The organism is Streptomyces sp. PA03-6a (genome assembly GCF_033792765.1).
GTDB lineage: Bacteria > Actinomycetota > Actinomycetes > Streptomycetales > Streptomycetaceae > Actinacidiphila.
This window is the reverse complement of sequence record NZ_JARAVK010000189.1, coordinates 1-18,251: the sequence shown is the minus strand read 5'-3', so window position 1 is coordinate 18,251 and position 18,251 is coordinate 1. Positions and strand designations below refer to the sequence as shown.

Annotated in this window: 11 protein-coding genes and 2 pseudogenes; 5 read left to right on the top strand and 8 right to left on the bottom strand. The window is 68.1% G+C overall.

Translation table 11 applies throughout. The annotated features are described in order from the left end of the window. Window positions 1–283: 283 nt before the first annotated feature. From PV350_RS33575 to PV350_RS33565, 3 genes are read right to left on the bottom strand one after another with little or no spacing between them, the layout of a single operon-like run. Window positions 284–1,639 (bottom strand): MFS transporter, encoded by a 1,356-nt coding sequence (locus PV350_RS33575; RefSeq protein WP_500337415.1) that lies wholly within the window; start codon window positions 1,637–1,639, stop codon window positions 284–286. Between the two features lie 53 nt (window positions 1,640–1,692). After that, on the bottom strand, window positions 1,693–2,889 hold the full coding sequence (locus PV350_RS33570) for an aminotransferase-like domain-containing protein (protein ID WP_500337414.1): 1,197 nt from the start codon (window positions 2,887–2,889) through the stop codon (window positions 1,693–1,695). Continuing rightward, the gene (locus tag PV350_RS33565; protein WP_500337413.1) at window positions 2,886–6,053 is read right to left on the bottom strand and encodes an ATP-binding protein; all 3,168 of its coding nucleotides are present in this window, start codon (window positions 6,051–6,053) and stop codon (window positions 2,886–2,888) included. Before PV350_RS33565 ends, PV350_RS33570 begins: the two co-directional genes overlap by 4 nt. Window positions 6,054–7,134: 1,081 nt before the next feature. Here PV350_RS33565 and PV350_RS33560 point away from each other — a divergent pair. Next, a complete protein-coding gene (locus PV350_RS33560; protein WP_500337412.1) occupies window positions 7,135–7,734 on the top strand; it encodes a cupin domain-containing protein in 600 nt (199 codons plus the stop codon). 13 nt (window positions 7,735–7,747) lie between these two features. Next, window positions 7,748–8,332, top strand: coding sequence for a carboxymuconolactone decarboxylase family protein (locus PV350_RS33555; RefSeq protein ID WP_500337411.1), 585 nt, complete (start codon window positions 7,748–7,750; stop codon window positions 8,330–8,332). Window positions 8,333–8,470: 138 nt separating this feature from the next. Here PV350_RS33555 and PV350_RS33550 read toward each other — a convergent pair whose 3' ends face one another. The 3 genes from PV350_RS33550 to PV350_RS33540 all read right to left on the bottom strand — a co-directional run bounded on the left by PV350_RS33550 (window position 8,471) and on the right by PV350_RS33540 (window position 14,487). Further along, window positions 8,471–10,342, bottom strand: a complete 1,872-nt coding sequence (locus PV350_RS33550; protein ID WP_500337410.1) for an ATP-binding protein — start codon at window positions 10,340–10,342, stop codon at window positions 8,471–8,473. After that, window positions 10,342–11,652: an AfsR/SARP family transcriptional regulator gene (locus PV350_RS33545; protein WP_500337409.1), complete on the bottom strand. Its 1,311-nt coding sequence runs from the start codon at window positions 11,650–11,652 to the stop codon at window positions 10,342–10,344. Before PV350_RS33545 ends, PV350_RS33550 begins: the two co-directional genes overlap by 1 nt. A 267-nt stretch (window positions 11,653–11,919) precedes the next feature. Next, a complete protein-coding gene (locus PV350_RS33540) occupies window positions 11,920–14,487 on the bottom strand; it encodes an FAD-dependent oxidoreductase (protein WP_500337408.1) in 2,568 nt (855 codons plus the stop codon). 387 nt (window positions 14,488–14,874) lie between these two features. Between PV350_RS33540 and PV350_RS33535 the strand changes: the two genes are divergently transcribed. The 3 genes from PV350_RS33535 to PV350_RS33525 all read left to right on the top strand — a co-directional run bounded on the left by PV350_RS33535 (window position 14,875) and on the right by PV350_RS33525 (window position 16,922). After that, entirely contained in the window at window positions 14,875–15,597 is a 723-nt protein-coding gene (locus tag PV350_RS33535; RefSeq protein ID WP_500337407.1) for an alpha/beta fold hydrolase, read from the top strand. Between the two features lie 67 nt (window positions 15,598–15,664). Next, window positions 15,665–15,862 (top strand): 2TM domain-containing protein, encoded by a 198-nt coding sequence (locus PV350_RS33530; RefSeq protein WP_500337406.1) that lies wholly within the window; start codon window positions 15,665–15,667, stop codon window positions 15,860–15,862. Window positions 15,863–16,430: 568 nt separating this feature from the next. Then, window positions 16,431–16,922: a DUF4188 domain-containing protein gene (locus tag PV350_RS33525; RefSeq protein WP_500337405.1), complete on the top strand. Its 492-nt coding sequence runs from the start codon at window positions 16,431–16,433 to the stop codon at window positions 16,920–16,922. Window positions 16,923–17,166: 244 nt separating this feature from the next. Here PV350_RS33525 and PV350_RS33520 read toward each other — a convergent pair. Next, a pseudogene (locus PV350_RS33520) lies at window positions 17,167–17,289 on the bottom strand (IS630 family transposase); the annotation flags it as partial. Window positions 17,290–17,321: 32 nt separating this feature from the next. Continuing rightward, window positions 17,322–18,133: pseudogene (locus PV350_RS33515) on the bottom strand (nuclease/transposase family protein); the annotation flags it as partial. Between the last annotated feature and the right edge of the window lie 118 nt (window positions 18,134–18,251).

Below are 18,251 nucleotides of genomic sequence, written 5' to 3'. Positions count from 1 at the left end.
CGCCAGGCAACGTTTAGACGTCACGGTCCAGCATTCGAACAGCACCACAAGGCTCACAGCTCCTCGAGGCACCGTTAACAAGGAATTAGGTTCGCCGGGTCGGTGGTCAAGGCGGGTGGATGGGTGGCGACGCCCGTTTCGATGATCCAGTCAGCCGGGAGCTCGGATCTCTCCAGCTCGGCGACCGCGCCGAGGTCTTCTCCTTCATCGAGACCGTCTGCAACCGCCGTTTCCTGCGTAACACAAGACCTTCGGCTACCTCACCCCAGCCGAGACCGGAACTTCACCCCACCGCTTTTTCCTTGGCGCTGGCACGCGGCGCCGCAGTGTGGGCGCGCCTGTCCAAGGCGTACCGGCGTTGCAGCGCGATGGCGATCGTCATGAGTACGGCCGGCACCAAGGTGAAGCCGTAGCGAACGGCCGCCACTGCGCCGGAAGACTGCGTGGTGTGTTCGCCCGCAGTACTCGCCACGAACCCGCCCGCAGCCAGGCAGGCCGAGTACACGTATGGCCCCAGAGCGCCGCCGGTGGCCTCGGCGGCGGTCCACAAGCCGGTGTAACTGCCCGCACTGGCGGTACCGGCCGGTCCGGCGGCGGCGATGACGTCGGGCACCATCGACAGCGGCATCAGCTGCATCGCGGCGAACGCGACACCCTGCATTGCCACGGCTGCGATCAGCAGGGGCAGGCCGGCCTCGGCGCCCAGGGCCAGCACCAGCGAGCCGACCACGAATACGGCCTGGGCGGCGAGCAGGCTGCGCTGCTTGCCGAGACGCCGGGCCACCAATACCCACAGGGGCGTGGTCATGACCGCTGGCGCCATGAACGCCGCGATGAGCACGCTCGTGAGCGCGGAGCGGCCCAGTTCGTATTCAGCGAAGTACGGCATGGCGGCCAGTACCAGGTTCATCGTGATTGCGACGGTCAGATATGACGCAGTCAGCGCACGGAAGTGCCGGTCGCGTAGCGCCACCAGCAGCCCGCCCCGGTGGCCCGGCTCGGCTGGGGTGCCCGGTGCAGCCTGGTTGAGGCGGGCGACGCCGGTGATGCCGACCAGCATCGCCGCCAGCATGACCGCGCCAAGTAGCAGGGCCATTCTCGTGTAATCGCCGACGCCCGGATCGTTGCCGGCGACCACCGGTGCGGCTACGCCGGCGAGCAGGACGCTCACGGTGATCACGACATTGCGGTAGCCCATGAGGCGTGTCCGCTCGTGGTAGCCGATGCCCAGGTCGGCCGGTGTGGCGAGGTAGGAAACCTGATAGCACGAGTAGAGCAGGTTCCCGGCGACCAGCGCCACCGCGACCCATATCGCTGCGGTTGTCCCGTGCAGGTCCGACGGCACGGCGAACAAGGTCACGAAGGCGAGCACCACGACGCACCCGGTCAACATCAGGTGCCGCCGGTGGCCGCCGCGGGCCAGGGCGGTATCGGAGATCCGGCCCACCCACGGGTGCACCACGATATCGGCGACATTCGGCAGCAGCAGCGCGAGGCCAGCCACTTGCGGTGGCACGGCCAGGACGTCGGTCAGGAAGTACAGCAGGAAGATACCCGGCACGGTGACCCAGACGCCCATGCCGATCGAACCGGCGGCGAACGGGATGAGTGCGCGCAGGGGGAGCCGAACGTTGGTCATGAGCCGCCTTCCGAGAATTCACCACAGGGGACTGTCGTTGCTCGCATGCGTCCTCAGAAGGCCAGGGCCAACCGGCGTACGGCTTCCCGTAGTTCTTCCGGAGTGCGGTCGCTGTAGGCGAACCGCAGGTGCCGGGCCGAAGACCGTCGTCGGGGGTCCGCCGCGAAGAACTCGCCCGGCTGGTACATCACGCCGTGGGCAGCTGCCCGCTGGAACAGCGCCGCGGGGTTCACGCCGTCGTCGGTGAGCCGCGGCCAGAGGAACAGCCCGCCTTCGGGAGCCACGATGTCGAAGGCGCCCGGGAGTTGTTCCTGTAGGGCGTCGACCAGCACGCCGGCACGTTCTTGGTACAGCGCGGTGGCGCCGCGCACGATCCGGTCAAAGAACTGGGCGCCGTCGGTGAGCAGCCGTTCGATGATCGCCTGGGTCACCGGGGATGTGTGTACGTCGAGGCGGTTGCGCAGCCGGATCACCGGGTCCACGAGGTGGTCTGGCAACACCAGCCAGCCCACGCGCCAGCCGGGGCCAAGGGTCTTGGTGAAGGTGTTGACGTGGATCGCCCGATCCGACTGGTTGAAGACCGCGACGCCCTGGTCCTGGCCGCCGAAACGCAGTTCGCGGTACGGATTGTCGACGATCACGTAGAAGCCGTACCGCTCGGCGAGCTCGATCAGTGCCTGCCGCTTCGGCGCCGAGAGACTGACCTGGGCGGGGTTGTGGAAGTCGGGCACAGTGTAGGCTGCGGCGATCCTGGCGCCGGTGGCGAGCCGTCCGGCGAGGTATTCGACATCGAAGCCGTCGGCCACGACCGGTACCGGAAGGGTCCGGGTCGTCGATACCTCCAGAGCCCACAGGAAACCGGGGAACACCGGATCGTCCACCGCGACGGTGGCACCGCGCTCGACCACGGTCAGCGCCGTCAACGCGAGGCCGTGCATGCCACCGTTCGTCACCACGATGCGGCTCGGGTCGACGCCCTCCCGTTTCGCAATCCAGTCGCACAGCGCGGCGGATCCGCGCGCTGGCGCATACTGCAGGCACGCGGCCGCGGCGTCGGGATCCTGCCACAGCTGCGCCGATGCCCGGCCGATCGCCTCGACCGGCAAAGCCTCAGGCGCAGGGATGCCACCCAGCAACCTGATGGTTCCGGGGGGAGGGGCGGCCAGGCTGGCGTCGACGAAGCCCTTCGGCGCCGAGAGCCCACGGGCCAGGGCCGTCAGCGCGCTCTGTTCGTCAGGGCCCGCGTTCATGCGTTGCCTCCAGGTCGTGGGAGGAGCCGTTCGGCGCGGCGTGCGAACAGGTGCGCCTCGGATGCAGTGGATTGCGTGTAGGCCTGTTCGGCGGCGGCCCGGACAGCGGCGGGGGCTGCACCGCGCGCCTGCAGCAGGCGCGCTTTGAGCAGCAGGAGCAGCCCTTCGGCGTAACGCTGGCCGTAGTCCCACATCGCCTGGTCGGCTCGGTCGAGAGCCGCGTCGGCCCGGTCCGGCAATCCCGCTGCCAGCCACATCTCGGCGATCAGTCCGTAGTGGTACGCGATGCCCCATTGCGGCGGATGGAGCAGGTTGGCGGCCAGGAGCTCCTCGGCCTCGGCTGCGGCTCCGGCCGGATCCTCGCCTGTGAGGGCGCGTGCCCAGCACCAGCATTGCCGGATGTAGTGGTCGATCTGGGCGCGGAGACGGGCGAGGCCGGCGGCGGCCCACCGCTCGCCGGCTCGCCGTGCCGTTTCGGCGTCGCCAGCCATGGAGGCGATCATGGTCGTGTAGTAGACCCAGACTGAGGCCGCGTACGGGTCGCCCGGGGTGTCCCAGGTGTTGACGAAGGCCAGCGCCGCCTCGACATCACCGTGCAGCGCGGTCATCACTGCCCGCCAGCCGGGCCCCTCCCCGGGAATGCTGCCGTCCTGGCGGAGCGGTGTCTCTTCGTCTGGGGCGAAGCTGCCGCCAGCAGTGGCGACATCCTCTTTGTTGAAAGACCGGTATGCCTCGCCGATGTTGCCGATGTCCCACTGGTGCAGGCCCCAGGCCTGCTGGCCGTAGCGTCGGACGGCCGGATCGGGAGACACCTGACCGAGCTCGTGCATGCGGCGGGCCAACTGCCCACGACCGTTCTCGATGGAGGTGTAGGCACCCATGAGACGGATGAAGAGGAAGTCGGCGGCCTCCGCATCCCGGCCGAGGGTGCGGGCCAGGTATTCGGCCCGCTCCAGCAGATCGAATGTCGATGCGTCGTACCCGGACTGTCGTCTGACGACGATGGCGAGCAGTGTGAGGGCGGAGAACTCCAGTTCCATGAGGCCGGAGGCCCGGGTGAGCTGCACGGCGGAGCGCAACTGCCGGCTGGCGGACTCGAAGGCGAGTTTGGCTGCGGCGCGGCGTCCGGCGCGGATGAGTGCCTGCGCGGCGCGACCGGGTTCGGCGAGGGGGCCGGCGGCCCACAGGTGGTAGGCGAGGCGTTCGGCGACGTCCTCGTCGTCGGCATGGATCTGTTCGAGCGCGTCCGCCACACGCAGATGCATGTGGGTGGCCTGCTTGTTCGTTGCGGTCCCGGAGACCGACTCGCGCACCAGGTCGTGCGCGAAGCGGAGCGAGGACGGGCCTTGCGGCCCGGGCTCGAGCAGCCCGAGAGTATGCAGCGGTTCCAGACGATGGAGACAGTCCGCGACGTCCACACCGGTGGCGCGGGAGAGCAGCCTGAGGTCGACGTCGCGGCCGATGAGCGCGGCCACCTGCAGCAGGTCGCGGGCGCCGTCGTCGAGGCCGGCCATCCGGCCGCGGACGACGTCGTGGACGGTGGAGGGGACCCCGGCCGATGCGGACGTGTCGCCGTCGCCGAGCGCGCCGCCCCCGCTCAGGAGCCGGGACAACTCGCGGACGAAGAAAGGGTTGCCGGAGGTACGGGCGTGGATGGCGCGGGCGACGGCCTCGCCGGGATCCTGACCGGCCTCATGGCGGATCAGCTCGGTCACGTCCGCCAGACCGAGCGGGCCGAGGCGGAACCTGCGGTGACCGGGACGCCGGCTGGCAGCGGCCAGCACCCGGGACAAGACCGGACCAACTGCGGGTGCCCGGTCACGCAGCGCACCGATGACAGCCGTGCCACGGGGCAGCCGCCCCGCCAGGTGATCCAACAACTGCAGCGACGTCGCATCGGCCCACTGGAGATCATCAAGGATCAGGAGGATCGGCCGCCGGGCCGAAGCGTGCCCGACCAGGGCGACGACCTGTTCGAACAACCGGAACTGGGCGTTGCCGTCAGGTAGTTCCCGGATTGTGTCGTCCCGAGCTGTAAGGAGGTTTCGCAGCTCGCCGGTGAGCCATTGTTGGCTGTCTGGAGCGGGCAGGCTGTGGACGATCTGGTTCAGTGCCTGTTCCCATGGCCACATCGCCGGAGTCCCGTCGCCCTCCAGGCAGGAGCCCCAGACGGTGAGTGCACCCAGCCGGCCCGCCACGGCGGCGGCCTCCTCCAGCAACCGGGTCTTGCCTGCGCCCGGTTCGCCTTCGACAACGCCGATCGCGGTGTCGCCGGCGAGGGCGCGCTCCACGATGCGCCGCAGCGTGGCGAGTTCCTCGGTCCGGCCGATCAAGGTTGCGCCCGCGGGCGGCACGGCCTCCTCATGCGCCTCCCGCACAGGCGGTGGCGCCTGGGACTGCGTGAGAATCCGCCGCTGTGCGTCCTCCAGCGCCCGACCCGGATCGATGCCGAGCTCCTCGGCGAACCGGTCGCGGGCCTGACGGACCACCGACAGCGCCTCCGCCTGACGCCCACCAGCGCCGAGAACACCGACGAGAGCGGCCAGCACGGGTTCGTTGAACGGGGCCATCGATGCGGCCCGTTGCAAAGCCGCAAGCACCCGCTCCGGCCGGCCCAGCGACACCGCGAGCTCCGCCGCCGCCGTGCACGCGTCGTAGAACTCGTTGTCGAGTGCGGCGAAGACCGTCGTGGCGTTCATCCCGTCGGCGATACCGTCACCCGCCGAGCCGTGCCAAAGCCCGATCGCACCGACAAAGTGATCGAGGGCCACCTCTCGATCGCGCCGGGTCAGCGCGGCCCTGGCGGCATCGACGAGTTCCCGGAAGGCAACAAGGTCCAGCGTGTCGGGCCCGACGGAGAAAAGGTAGGAATGGCCACGCCGGTGGAGGAACGAGCCGGCTTCGCGAACGGGCCGCGCAGGCTCGAGCAGCCGCCGCAACGCGCCGACGTACTTCTGGACAATGTTCACAGCCGACGCCGGGACGTCCTCGGCCCAGATCAGATCGACCAACTCGCTCGTACTGACCGGCCTGCCCACGCGGGCCAGCAGAACCGCAAGCAGGAACGCCTGCTGCCGAGGCCCGGCGTCAAGTTCGACACCGTCCCGCCAGATCCGCAACGGACCAAGAATCTGCAGACGCAAATGTCCGCCGGAGGAAGTCATGCCTACCCCTACCCCTACGCACAGGCCGACCACATCGGCTGCAGCGTACCCCGGCTTCACTGCTGGTCCGAGGCCTGATCCCACCGCCGAAGCGACCGCCAAGCGGCACGGTCGCGGCGCAACCAGATTCCCGACAACGTTATCATCTGCGAACAAACGCTCGAACTGGCACGGTGGCTGCGGGTTACCGATCGGCGGGCACTAATGCATCGGCGGCCCGTGGCCGGTCCACATGCGATGTGCGGAGCAGCGCAGTTCCAGAGGGAGTTTCGTCCCAGGCCGCACCGCGCCGAAGCTGCTTCGGTCACCATCACGCCGCTTGCGTGGCGCATGCGCCTTGGCTTTTGCCAGGGGCTTCGCTGCCTTGTCGAGGTTGGCGAGCTGCTGTGAATTGATGGTGAATGAGCGCAGGCCGGGTTTGTAACGTGCCCCGGACGCTGCCCCGGCGCGCGTCGGGGTAGCGCGTCCAGACGCTGTGCAGTCCTCGCCGGGTACGCGGGTCTGCCGTGCCGTTTGCGCGAGCCGGTCTCGCTCACCGGCGGTCGACGTCGTGAACACGGATGTCAGCGGGATGTGCCGTCCGCAGTCTCGGCCAACAGTTCTTCGGCGCGGCGGGCGAACAGGCAGGTAGGCCTCGCGCTCAACAGACAGGGTGTGCGCCCGCTCGGCAACGGCCCGAACGGCGGCGACCGGCTTGCCGCGCGCCTGCAACACCCGCCCGCACCAGAGGCAGCAGGCTTTCGGCGTAGCACTGGCCGTACGTGTCGATGGTCGAGTCCGCCCGGTCGAGAGCGGCGTCTGCACGATCGGGCGATCCAGCTGCCGACAAACCGCAAGCCCTTGAGATGGCCGGTGGTCGTCCAGACGGACACGCTGCCCGCGTCACGCCGCCAGCTGAGCATTCGGTCGTCGTAAGCCCGGCGCCCTGCTCGTCGGGCGTGCGCGCCGAGGCGGACTTTACGGATACCGGGGCACGTCCACAGACGGTCAACTCCACGTCAAGTGTCGGGTGCCAGTCTTTCGGTGCGCGGCGGCGTCCATGCCCGCCGGGCCGCTTACCTCATTGACGCGATGACCAGGAATGTCCAAATCGATCGAGAAGAGCAGGACTTACCCTATGATCCCATTGCAACCGTTCCGGAGAATCGTGACCGGCCATGACACCTCCGACCGTGCGGTGATCACGCAGGACGCGCCGCCGACTCGCGTGGTGGAGATCGGCGGGCCTGGTGGCCCGATCTTCTACGAGGTGTGGAACACACGCCAGACGCCGGCCGTCATCGACCGGCAGTCGGGTGAGCCGGCGGAGGACGGTCTGGTGCTCGGACCTCCCGAGCGTGGCACTCGTATCCGGGTGATCGACTTCCCTCCGGAGGACGACCGGATCCGGAACCTGACGGGGGCCGAGGCGGCCGCGAAGTTCGTGGAGATGGGCGGTGCCGACGCGGCACGGTCCGTCGCCGGCGCCCCGCATCCGTTGATGCACCGCACCCAGACGATCGACTACGGGATCGTCGTCGAGGGCGAGCTCACGCTGGTCCTCGACGAGGGCGAGACCGTCGTCCGCACCGGAGACATCGTGATTCAGCGCGGCACCAACCACGCATGGACAAACCGGTCGGCCGCGAACTGCCGGGTCGCTTTCGTACTCATCGACGGCCAGTACACCGACGGACTCTGAGAAGGAGCATCGTATGCGTATTCGACCCATCCCGCCCGATGAGCTCAACCCCCGACTCCGCGAGGTGCATGATGGCATCGCCAGCCTCGTCACCGAGGAGCAGGGCCGCGTCGTCATCCTCGACGACGATGGCGCTCTGGTCGGGCCGTTCGCGGCGATGTTGCACTTCCCCACGTTCGGGGTTCCGGCTTTGTTTCTGCAGCGGGCGGTCGCGGCCGAGGCTCACCTCGACCCCATCGTTCGCGAGGTGGCGATCCTCTCCGTCGGCGCCGCCTACGGCGCCCGGTACATGCTGTACGCACACGAGCGGACGGCAGACGAGGTCGGCCTTGCGGCGGCGCAGGTCGCGACCCTGGCGGCGGGCGGGCGGCCCTCCGGGCTGAGCGACGAACAGGCCGTCGCCCACGATGTCGCGATGGCGTTGACCTCCGGGCGCATACTGCCGGACTCCACATATGACCGGGCCACGCAGTTGCTGGGCCATGACGGGGTCGGCGAGCTGGTGTTCCTCATCGGCAGCTACTGCCTCATCGCGATGGTGCTGAACTGCTTCGACGTGCCGGTCCCCGGTCGGGCACAGTCAACTGCCCAGCCGTGATGACGACAAGGTGTCTGCCGGCGATTGCGGCGTTGCGGATCGTCGCTTCGTAGCGCTCGGACATCCGGGTGTCCGGCCGCGGCATCCGGAGTACGCCTTCAGGCCGCCCGCTGGCGGTGGGCGGCCTGAACGCGGATGTCAGAGGGATGTGCCGTCCGCAAGCTCGGCCAACAGTTCCTCGGCACGGCGCGTGAACAGGTGGGCCTCGCGCTCAACGGACAGTGCGTGCGCCCGCTCGGCAACGGCCCGAACGGCGGCGACCGGCTCGCCGCGTGCCTGCAACACTTGTGCCCGGAGCAGAAGCAGCAGGCTTTCGGCGTAGCGCTGGCCGTACGTTGCGACGGCCCAGTCCGCCCGGTCGAGTGCCGCGTCGGCCTCGTCCAACTTTCCCGCTGCCAGCCACATCTCGCCGAGGAGCCCGTACCAAGTGGCCAGGCCCGAGCGTGGCGGGTCGGAGAGCGACGCGACGATCAGATCCTGCGCCTCTGTGGCTGCGCCAGCCGCGGCCTCGCCGGTCACGGCACGCGCCCAGTAGCGGGCCAGGCGTTGGTAGCTGCCGAGGAAGCCGAACGAGAACGTGGGGTCCACGGCAATCCCGCACTCGGCCGAGCGCAGCGCCCGCGCCGGGTCGCCGATCAAAGCGGCGACTCTTGCGGAGTACACCGCCCAGACCGTGATCGCGTAGGAGTCGCTTCCCGCGGCGGCCTCCATCGTGGCGAGCTGAGCCAATGCCGCGTTGACGTCGCCATGCAATGCGGTCGTCATCGCGAGCATCCCGGCCGCGAGCAGTCGCAGATCGCGCCGGAGTGGGTTTTCCTCACGATGGGCCAGGTCGTCCAAAACGGTCCAGTCGGTCCGGCTCAGGTACCGGAACGCTTCTCCGATGTTGCCGGCACCCCACTGGTGGATGCCCCAGGCATACGAGCCGTAGGCACGCACGGCAGAGTCGTCGGACGCCTCCCCCTGCGCCAGCAACTGGCGGGCCAACCGGCCTGCGCGGTCCAGCTGTATGCCCTGGGCGTACGCGGCCCAGCGGGAGAAGAGGAAGTCGGCGGCCTCCCGTTCCTGGTGGAGTCCACGGGAGAGGTGTTCGGCCCGCTCCAGCAGATCGACCGCCGAGCCCACGTATCCTGCCCGCATGCCGTCCACCGCGGTGAACAGCGACAGGCCGGCCAGCTCCAGCTCCGCCAGGCCCGCTGACCGTGCCACCTGCGCGGCCGCGTGAAGCTGCCGCGCGGCTGCCTCGAGCGCCAGCTTAGCTGCGGCGCAGCGGCCGGCCCGGATGAGCGCGGTCGCGGTTCGGGCCGGATCCGCGAGCGGCCCGGCAGACCACAGGTGGTGGGCGAGGCGCTCAGCCACCAGTTCGGTGTCCGCCGCCCTGTGCTCCAGGGCGTCGGCGACCAGCAGATGGAGCCGGGCCGCGCACGGCGGCGATATGGTCTCGACCACCGATTCGCGGACCAGGTCGTGCGGAAATCCGAATGAGTAAGGGTCGCCGGGCGAAGGTTCGAGCAGGCCCAGCCCTTCGCACGCTTCCAGGCGTTCCAGACACGTCTGGTGGTCCACACCGGCGGCGCGGGCAAGGAGAGCCAGGTCGACGGTACGGCCGATCAGCGCTGCGATCTGCAACAGGCTCCTGGCGTCAGTACCCAGTCCGGTCATCCGGTCGCGAACGACGTTTCGGACGGTGGCCGGTACCGCGGTCTGGGCCGCGGTGGCTTCCGTGAGGACATCGCCATCGGCGAGAAACCGGGACAGCTCGCGGACGAAAAAGGGGTTGCCACCGCTGCGGGTGTGGATGAGGCGGGTGGCAACCGGGCCCGGGTCCTGCCCGGTCTCACGGCGGACGAGTTCGGCCACCTCGGCCGGGCCGAGTGGGCCTAGCGGGATCCTGCGGTGACAGGGCAGCCGACTTGCTGCGGCAAGCATCCGCCCCAGTTCCGAACTCGGCGCGGGCGCACGGTCGCGGAGCGCCCCGATCACGGCGATGCCGCCCGGCAGCCGAGCCATCAGGTGACCGAGCAGATCCAGCGAGGCGGCATCGGCCCACTGAAGTCGTCGACGAGGAGCACCACAGGTCGCCGCGCCGATACCTGACGGATGAGCGCGACAGCCTGCTCGAAGAAGCGGAACTGGACGCCGCTGTCCGGCAGGGCTGACGTCGTGTGGCCGCTGCCGCGCGGCGTTACGAGACGGCCGAGTTCGCCCGCCTGCCATTCCCCCTGCTCTGCGGCCGGCACGTCGTTCAGGAGCGCGCCGACGACCTGCGCCCACGGCCACATCGACGGCGTGCCGTCTCCTTCCAAGCAGCGGCCCCAGACAACGAGCGCGCCATGCCGGTTTGCCACGGCGCCGGCCGCTTCAAGCAGGCGGGTCTTGCCCACTCCGGGTTCTCCTTCGACGATCACAAACCCCGTCGATCCGGCGAGTGCCGATTCCACCGCATGTCGCGCCAACGCGAGTTCCTCGGCCCGGCCGACCAGGCAGTCGACAGTCGACGCCCTGGTGGTGGGTGCCGCCAACTGTTCATTCGGTATTTCCTCAGCCGGTGCCCGTTCCAACACACGCAGGTGAGCGGCCACCAGCGCCGGGCCGGGGGCGACGCCCAGTTCCTCGGCCAGCCGGGCGCGGACGGTCCGAAACACCGACAGCGCATCGGCTGGCTGGCCGGCGGCAGCCAGGGCGGTGATGAGACTCGCCTGCACTTTCTCGTGCAACGGCGCCATCCGGGCGGCCATGTGCAAGGACTGGAGCACACGTTCGGGCCGGCCGAGCCTTGTCGCCAACTCGGCTGCCGCCACGCAGGCGTGGTGGAATTCGTCGTCCAGCCCAGCGAAGATCGCCATACCGGTCGAGCCGTAGGCGACCCCGTCGCCGGCCGAGCCCTGCCAGAGCCCCACGGCTTCCAAGTACCCGTCGAGTGCTGCAGCGGGCCGCTGCTCTGCGACGCCGCCCTCAGCCGCGTCGACCAGCTCACGGAACCTGACGACGTCCAGTGTCCCAGGGGCAGCTTCGAACAGGTACGCGCTACCGCGACGCTGTAGGTACGAGCCGGGTTCACGCGCGGCCAACGCCGGCTCGAGCAGCCGCCGCAGCGCACCGACGTACTTCTGGAGGATGTTGACCGCCGAGGCCGGGACGTCCTCGGCCCAGATCAGGTCCACCAACTCGCTGATGCTGACCGGCTCGCCCGCACGGGCGAGGAGAACGGCGAGCACATACGCCTGCTGTGGAGGACCGGCGTCCAGTTCCACACCGTCTCGCCAGACCCGCAACGGACCGAGAACCTGCATTCGCAGAGATGCGTCGGAGGAGACCATTCCCTTTTCCATTTCCCAGTCCCGGGTCGCCCTCGCTGCCGTTCGCTGTCCGTGGTGACCGAAGTCACGCGTCAGGGACAGCGACTAATGCCCATTGCCGGCCGGAAGGGCCAAGCGAACGGCCAGGGGTGACTGCAGTAATCGCGGCAGGTTCTTCAGCCGGGCAACGCGCCGGACGGCACTGGACCGGACAGGCTGGAGTCAGATGCCGTTGTCCGTGGTGCTGTCGACGGGATGGCGCGGACAGTAACCGCGGCACGGCCCGTCCTACTGGCCGATCACCAGGTCCTCGGTGGGCAGTGTCTGGCAGGCAAGCCGCCAGCCCGCCGCCAACTCGTCGGCGGAGAACATCCCTCGGTCGTCGGTCTCGTAGGCGCCGGAGAGCACCTGCACCCGACAGGTACCGCAAGCGCCTTCGCCGCACGACTGGGGCAACGCGACGCCGACGGCGTTGGCGGCGTCAAGGACCGACTGCCCGGGGCTGCAGGGGAACGCTGGGGCGTCGCCCACCGTGCCGATCACGAATTCGGTGACGCCGGCCGCCGCGGCGGCGACGGCGATGGCGTGCGCCTTCTCCTGGCGGGTCTCCTTGCTCCGGCCTGACACGAACGCTTCAGTTCGGATGGCCTCTCGCGGCACCCCCAGTTCTCTCAGGTGACCGATTAGGTCCTGCATCATGGGCGCCGGCCCGCATAGGTGCACGCGGGTCGTCGGGCCTGCGTGGGGCAGCAACTCGTCGAGACCGATCCGCTGTTTCCGGCCGGTCGTGAAGATCGATACTTCCAGCCCCGGCAGCCGGGACCGCAGCGACTCGATCTCCAGCCCGAACACCACTTCGTCCTCAGTCCGGAAACTTGCCAGCAGGACGATCCGGCCCGTGTGACCGGCGTCGGCGGCCGCGAGCAGGACACTCATCAGCGGGGTGATCCCGACGCCCCCGGCGATGAGCAGGAGTGTGCCCACCTCGCTGCCCGGATCCCAGGTGAACTCGCCGTGCGGGCCGCTGACCCGCAATGCCAGCCCGACCTCCAGCTCCTCATGCAGGAATCCCGAACCCAGCCCGTCCGGCTCGTGCTTCACAGCGATCTCGACGAAGCCGCTCTCCCCAGGACTGCTGCAGATTGAGTACGACCGTTCGATCGGCTCGATGGCGACGGGCAGGTCGACCTTCACGTACTGCCCGGCGGCGAACGAGAACGGCATTGTGTCCCCGACCAGGGGTTCGAAGCGGATCCTGCGGACGGTTGGGGTCAGCACCTCGATGCCGGCCACACGCAGGTAGCCCTCCCAGGGGGTGGCCGAATCACGGGTCCGTCCGCCGGAACGGATAGCCTGCCACATCGTCCCGAGCTGCCGCGGTTTCAGGACCGCGTTCGCCGCCATCAGCCCGCCCGCCAGCGCCCCCACCACGCCGGACCCCCAGGCGTCCTGCCCGGCCACGAAGAGGCCCTTGACCGGAGTACGGCATCCCGCTCGCGCCGAGCGCAATCGCTGGGGAGTCGCTGCGAGTCCGTAGAAGGATCCCTGCACGCTGTGCTGATACGTCTCGAACGACAGAGGCGTCGCCAGTTCGGCGAATGCGATCGTCTCCCGGAAGCCGGGCCAGCGTTCCTCCAGGCGGCCGATCAGCCGGCTGGTCAACTCGTCCTTGAACTTCCGGTAGCTGTCCGGCCGCTCGTTCTCGGGCGTGCCGCGCCACTGGTCGACGACCTTCGGATCGACGAGTTCCAGCAACTCCACTGTGTGGAACCGGGCGGCCGGGTTGTTGAGCGAGGCGAACGAGACGTACAGCGTGCCTTCCCCCGGCAGGCGACAAATGCTGCCGTGCTCGTCGAGATCCGGCATGAACCAGTGGTTCTCGCCACGCAACCCGAACTCGGCCGGCGACCGGTCCAGGCCGAGGAACAACATGACCGCCGACCGTTCCTCGAGCAGATCCGCCAGTTCGTGGCTCTTCCCGATCAGGGCGTACGTGTTGCGCACTCCGGCCGCTGAGACAACGGTGTCCGTCCGGATGCGGTAGCGGCGGCCGGTGGCGGTGTCCTCGACGTCGACCCCGATCACCTTGCCGCCCTCGACGACGACCTCATGGACTGTCTGCCGGGAGCGCAGCACCACGCCGTACCGCCGCAGGATCTCCAAAACGACCCGGTTGAGCTCCTGCGGGCCGCCCACGGGATGTGCGGTGCCTTCCATGAAGAATGTCAGCGGGACCGCTGCGTGATAGCCGAATGCGCTCGACGCTGGCGGAGTGCCGTAGAGCCCCCATCGCGCGGCCATAACGGCCCGCAGATGCGGATCGCGGAAGCTGCGGGAAACCTGTCCCCGCAACGATCGGAACGTCGACGGGAAGAGCCGCTCGACGATGGGCGCACCCGCTTTTCGTATGCCGGCGGGGAACGATGCGAAGACGTTGCGCGCGATCAGCCCGACCATGGCCCAGCGCATGGTCCGGAAGAATCGGTCGATCGCGTCGGACTCGGCGGGGAACCGTTCCCTCAGAACCTCACGGAACCGTTCCTTCGTGGCGGGGACGGCGAAATCGAACCCCGGGTAGTGCAGTGCGTCGTACTCGTCCGGCAGGGGCGAGAGCTGCGCCCTTCCGTCCGTCATGAACCCGAGGAACGGGCCGGCACTCGCGCTCATGTAATGCAGCCCGGTACCGAACCGGTATCGCCCGGCGCGGGAGAACTCGTGCGTCATCCCACCGAGCGTGTAGTGCTGTTCGAGGACGAGAACACGCTTCCCGCCGAACTGCGCGATCGTGCGCGCAGCCGCGAGCCCGCCCATACCCGACCCGATCACCACCACATCGGCTTCCTCGTCCGACACCATCGGCCACCCCCAGTCGTCTGTCCTCCGAGGCGCTCAGATTGTCCGAACCGGCTTGACGACGACTGAATGATCAGTGAAGGCCACCCGGAACCAGGTCCCGGTCTCATTCAATTCCTGTCCAGTGTGACGGCATAGCTTTGCGTCGAGCGTGAGGGTGTGGAGCCGCGGCGTACTTGGCTGAGTTCATCCGCAAACCCACCACGGCCGCCGCGGTCACGCTCCCGGTTCGTCGACCGACGTGTCCGGACACCTCCGGCGGTCGACGCCGCGCCGGCGGACGTTCCCCGCAAGCGCGGTTCGAAGAAGTGGCCGTCAGCTGGACGGTGCGGGAGAACCCGACACCCACTCCGGTCCTTGTCGGCCGTCATCAGAAGGAGAGATTGGTCCATGGTGAGCGGGAATCCGACGATCGTGCTCGTACACGGAGCCTTTGCTGACAGCAGCGGTTTCAACACGGTGGCAAAGCGGCTTGTCGCCGATGGCTATTCAGTGGTTGCCGCGCCGAATCCGCTTCGGGGTCTCGCCTTCGACGCGGCGCACGTGAGGGCGCTGCTGGACAGCATCGAGGGGCCGATCGTGTTGGTCGGGCACTCCTACGGCGGAGCAGTCATCTCCGGCGCCGCTGCGGGGAACGCGAACGTTAGGGCACTGGTCTATCTGGCGGCGTTCGTGCCAGAGACTGGTGAGAGCGCGCAGGCGCTGGTCGAGAAGTTTCCGGGCAGCACCGTGGGTGAGTCTCTCAAGCCTGTGCCACTCCCCGATGGACAGGTCGACCTGTACATCGACCCGAAGGTCTTTCACCCCCACTTTGCGGGGGATGTGTCGGCTGAAGAGGCCGTCCTCTACTCGATCACGCAACGCCCGGCCACCGGAGCCGCCCTGGGCGAGCCGGCCGCCGGTCCGCAGGCGTGGCACACGATTCCGAGCTACAACCTGATCAGCGGATCCGACAGGATCATTCCGCCTGCGACGCAGGAGTTCATGGCCCAGCGCTCCGGTGCCAAGGTCCAGGTTGTCGAGGGTGCCTCTCACATGGTGTTCGTCTCTCGGCCGGGCGCGACGGTGGCTCTCATCAAGGCGGCAGCGCAGGAGCAGGGACAGCCGCAGTGACATTTCCGTGTATTGCAAGTGCACCAACCCAACCTTGGGGGACAAAATGCACAAAAGCTTGAAGGCCATGACCTGGGCCCTGCGGTTCCACCTGTTGTGGTACGGCATTGCCAATCTGGCGCAAGTATTGCTGTGGTGGCTCCTCACACCGGACCGCTTCTTCTGGCCTCTGTGGTCGATTCTGGGATGGGGTATCGGGCTGGTGATCCACTTCTGGGTCTTCCGTTCGAAGTCCCGTTCCCTCGCCCACAGGCCCGTGACCTGAGTCGTCGCAGCAGCGCAGGGGCAAGTCGGGCGGCCGACGCGCAGCGCGGTCGCTGAACGGCATGAACCTTCCCAACCGCTCATGCACTGCTGTGGAATGTGGCATCACGTCTCACGAAGTGGCGCAGGATCCGGGTCGCTGCGTCTTGGAGACCGATTCGTGGGCGGCCATCAGCCGTGCGCGTAGCGGCTGCAGCCGGGTTCAAGCCGGCTGCAGCCCGGCCCGGCCCGCCGTGCCACCGCGTTCGCGTCGTCCCACACCGCCCCCCTGTACCGGCAGAGCACTTAGCTGAGTGCGACCACTTCCTGGGTCTGTGGACACTTGCCGTCGCGAGAACTTCTCCATGCGCACGTTGGCTCGCTGGAACCTCATCCGCACAGCCAGGCACGACGCACCAGAGAAAAGAAGACGTAGTACCGCCCATTGCGCAGGCAGCGCCTGGTCACGAACCGCTCCGGGCCTCCGGGTCGTAGTGGCCCCGTGGGCACACAGGTCAGTCGGACGGCTGTCGGCGAGGGGACAGACCTGCCCACATGGCAGTGTCAATTTCAACCAACAGAGGAAAATTATGTCTGCAAAAGTGTTGCCGGGTCGTAGCACCGCTGCTATCGAAGATGGCCTCGTCGTCTTCCATATCGGGCTACGAATCAACCGGTTGCGGGCACTGTCCAGTTGGGTGCCTGCGTTCATGTCGATGCCGAAGATGTTGCGCGAGCTGTCACAGGAGAAGAGCAGCGGTCTTCTTGGGTACAAGCTGCTTTTCGGCAGCCCGCGAGACTTCTACGTCGTCCAGTACTGGGCGGACAAGGAACAGCTCCTTGCCTACGCTCACCAGCAAGATGCGGAGCACAGGCCCGCTTGGACGGCGTTCAATCGACGGGCACGTGCGGGAAGGGGGCATGTGGGTATCTGGCATGAGACGTTCATCGTGTCGGCAGGCTCCTATGAGTCGGTGTACGTCGACATGCCCGAGTACGGCCTTGGTGCCGCGACGGGTGTCGTACCGGTAGGTCGACGCGGAGACACAGCGGCTCAGAGACTGAAGGCGGCGAAGGGCTAGTCAGGCAGTGCAACTACGCGTCATCGCCAAACCGAGCTGATACACCCAGTCAGCGGGATTCTGCTGGTCACATTGGCGGTGACACTGGTGCTGTTCGGCCAGACCACCAAGGGCCGCCGGCTGCGGCAGTGTCTTGTCCTTGTATGTGCCGCTGTAGCCGGCGGCAGCTACCGGCCGCCCCGGGTCGCAGAGCTGATCCGATCCCAGTGCCAAGGTTGCCGGGCACAAGATGCTGCTGGACCTGCTACTGAGCCTGTAGGCGTGTCGTTGGGCTGCATCTGGTTTCGGTGAGGCGTCCGTCGATCAGGTTGCTGCGGTACTGGATCTTTCGGATGCCCCTTCGGAGTGCACGGATGAGTTGATCTGGGCCGGCGTGCCGTGTTTGACATTCTCCCCGCCCTAGGAGATGGGGATTCCTGGCTCAGATTGGCTGGGGAGCAGCGGTCCAGCAGTTCTTGCACGGTCGGCATCAGCTGGGTTGAGACCTGCCTGGACCAGCATCACGTGGGCGGAGTTCTTGTCTCTGGGGGAGAGGGGTTCGCATGTGGTGCAGGTGCAGGTGCAGGTGCAGGTGCAGGTACGTTCGGAGAGTGGGAGTGGGACTTGGCTCTTGCTCGGCACGACGTGCAGTCCGTGGTGGTGTGCGGGGTGCGCGAGGCGGATGTGCATCCCGTGCTTGCGGCCCGTTTCGATCAGGGCCGTCTTGGTGGCGCCTATCGCGGCGTCGGCCGTCTTCCAGGCCATGGTGGTTCGGCTGAGGTGTTTCGGCCGGCAGTCCTCGACCGTGATGGCGTCGGGGTCGGTGATGAGGGGCTTGGGCCACTTACAGGTGGTGTCCTGCCGCCGCCGCGCCACCTTCTTGTGCAGCGTAGCCGTCTGGTGCTTGGCCTTGGCGGTGGCCGCTGGCGGCGCGCGGAGCGCTGCGGGGCGGTCCTGTCGTGCTGGGCGTGCGGGAGGTCGCGGGCGTCGTTGTGGTGGCGGTCTCAGGGACACCGCAGTGGATACCGATCACGGAGCCAGAGGCGGGGGAGTGCACTTGGGCGGGGACGCCGAACGAGGCGTGCCAGTGGCCGAGGCTGTCCCGGTACACGCGTACCGACGATGGTGCGGACGGCAGGTCCCGCTCGCGACCACACCACCGTCAGCACGATGCTGCCGGCCAGGTGCACGTGCCCGTTCTTGAGCCGGAAACCGCGGCTGGTGTAGTTCAGTATCAAGGGCAGCCTCGCTCTACTGACTTGTAATGCGTGATGTCGTGGGGTGCTGACAGGTGGTGATCGTCGCGGTACACCACGGTCATGAGGTACGCGCAGGGTGGCGGGCTGACTG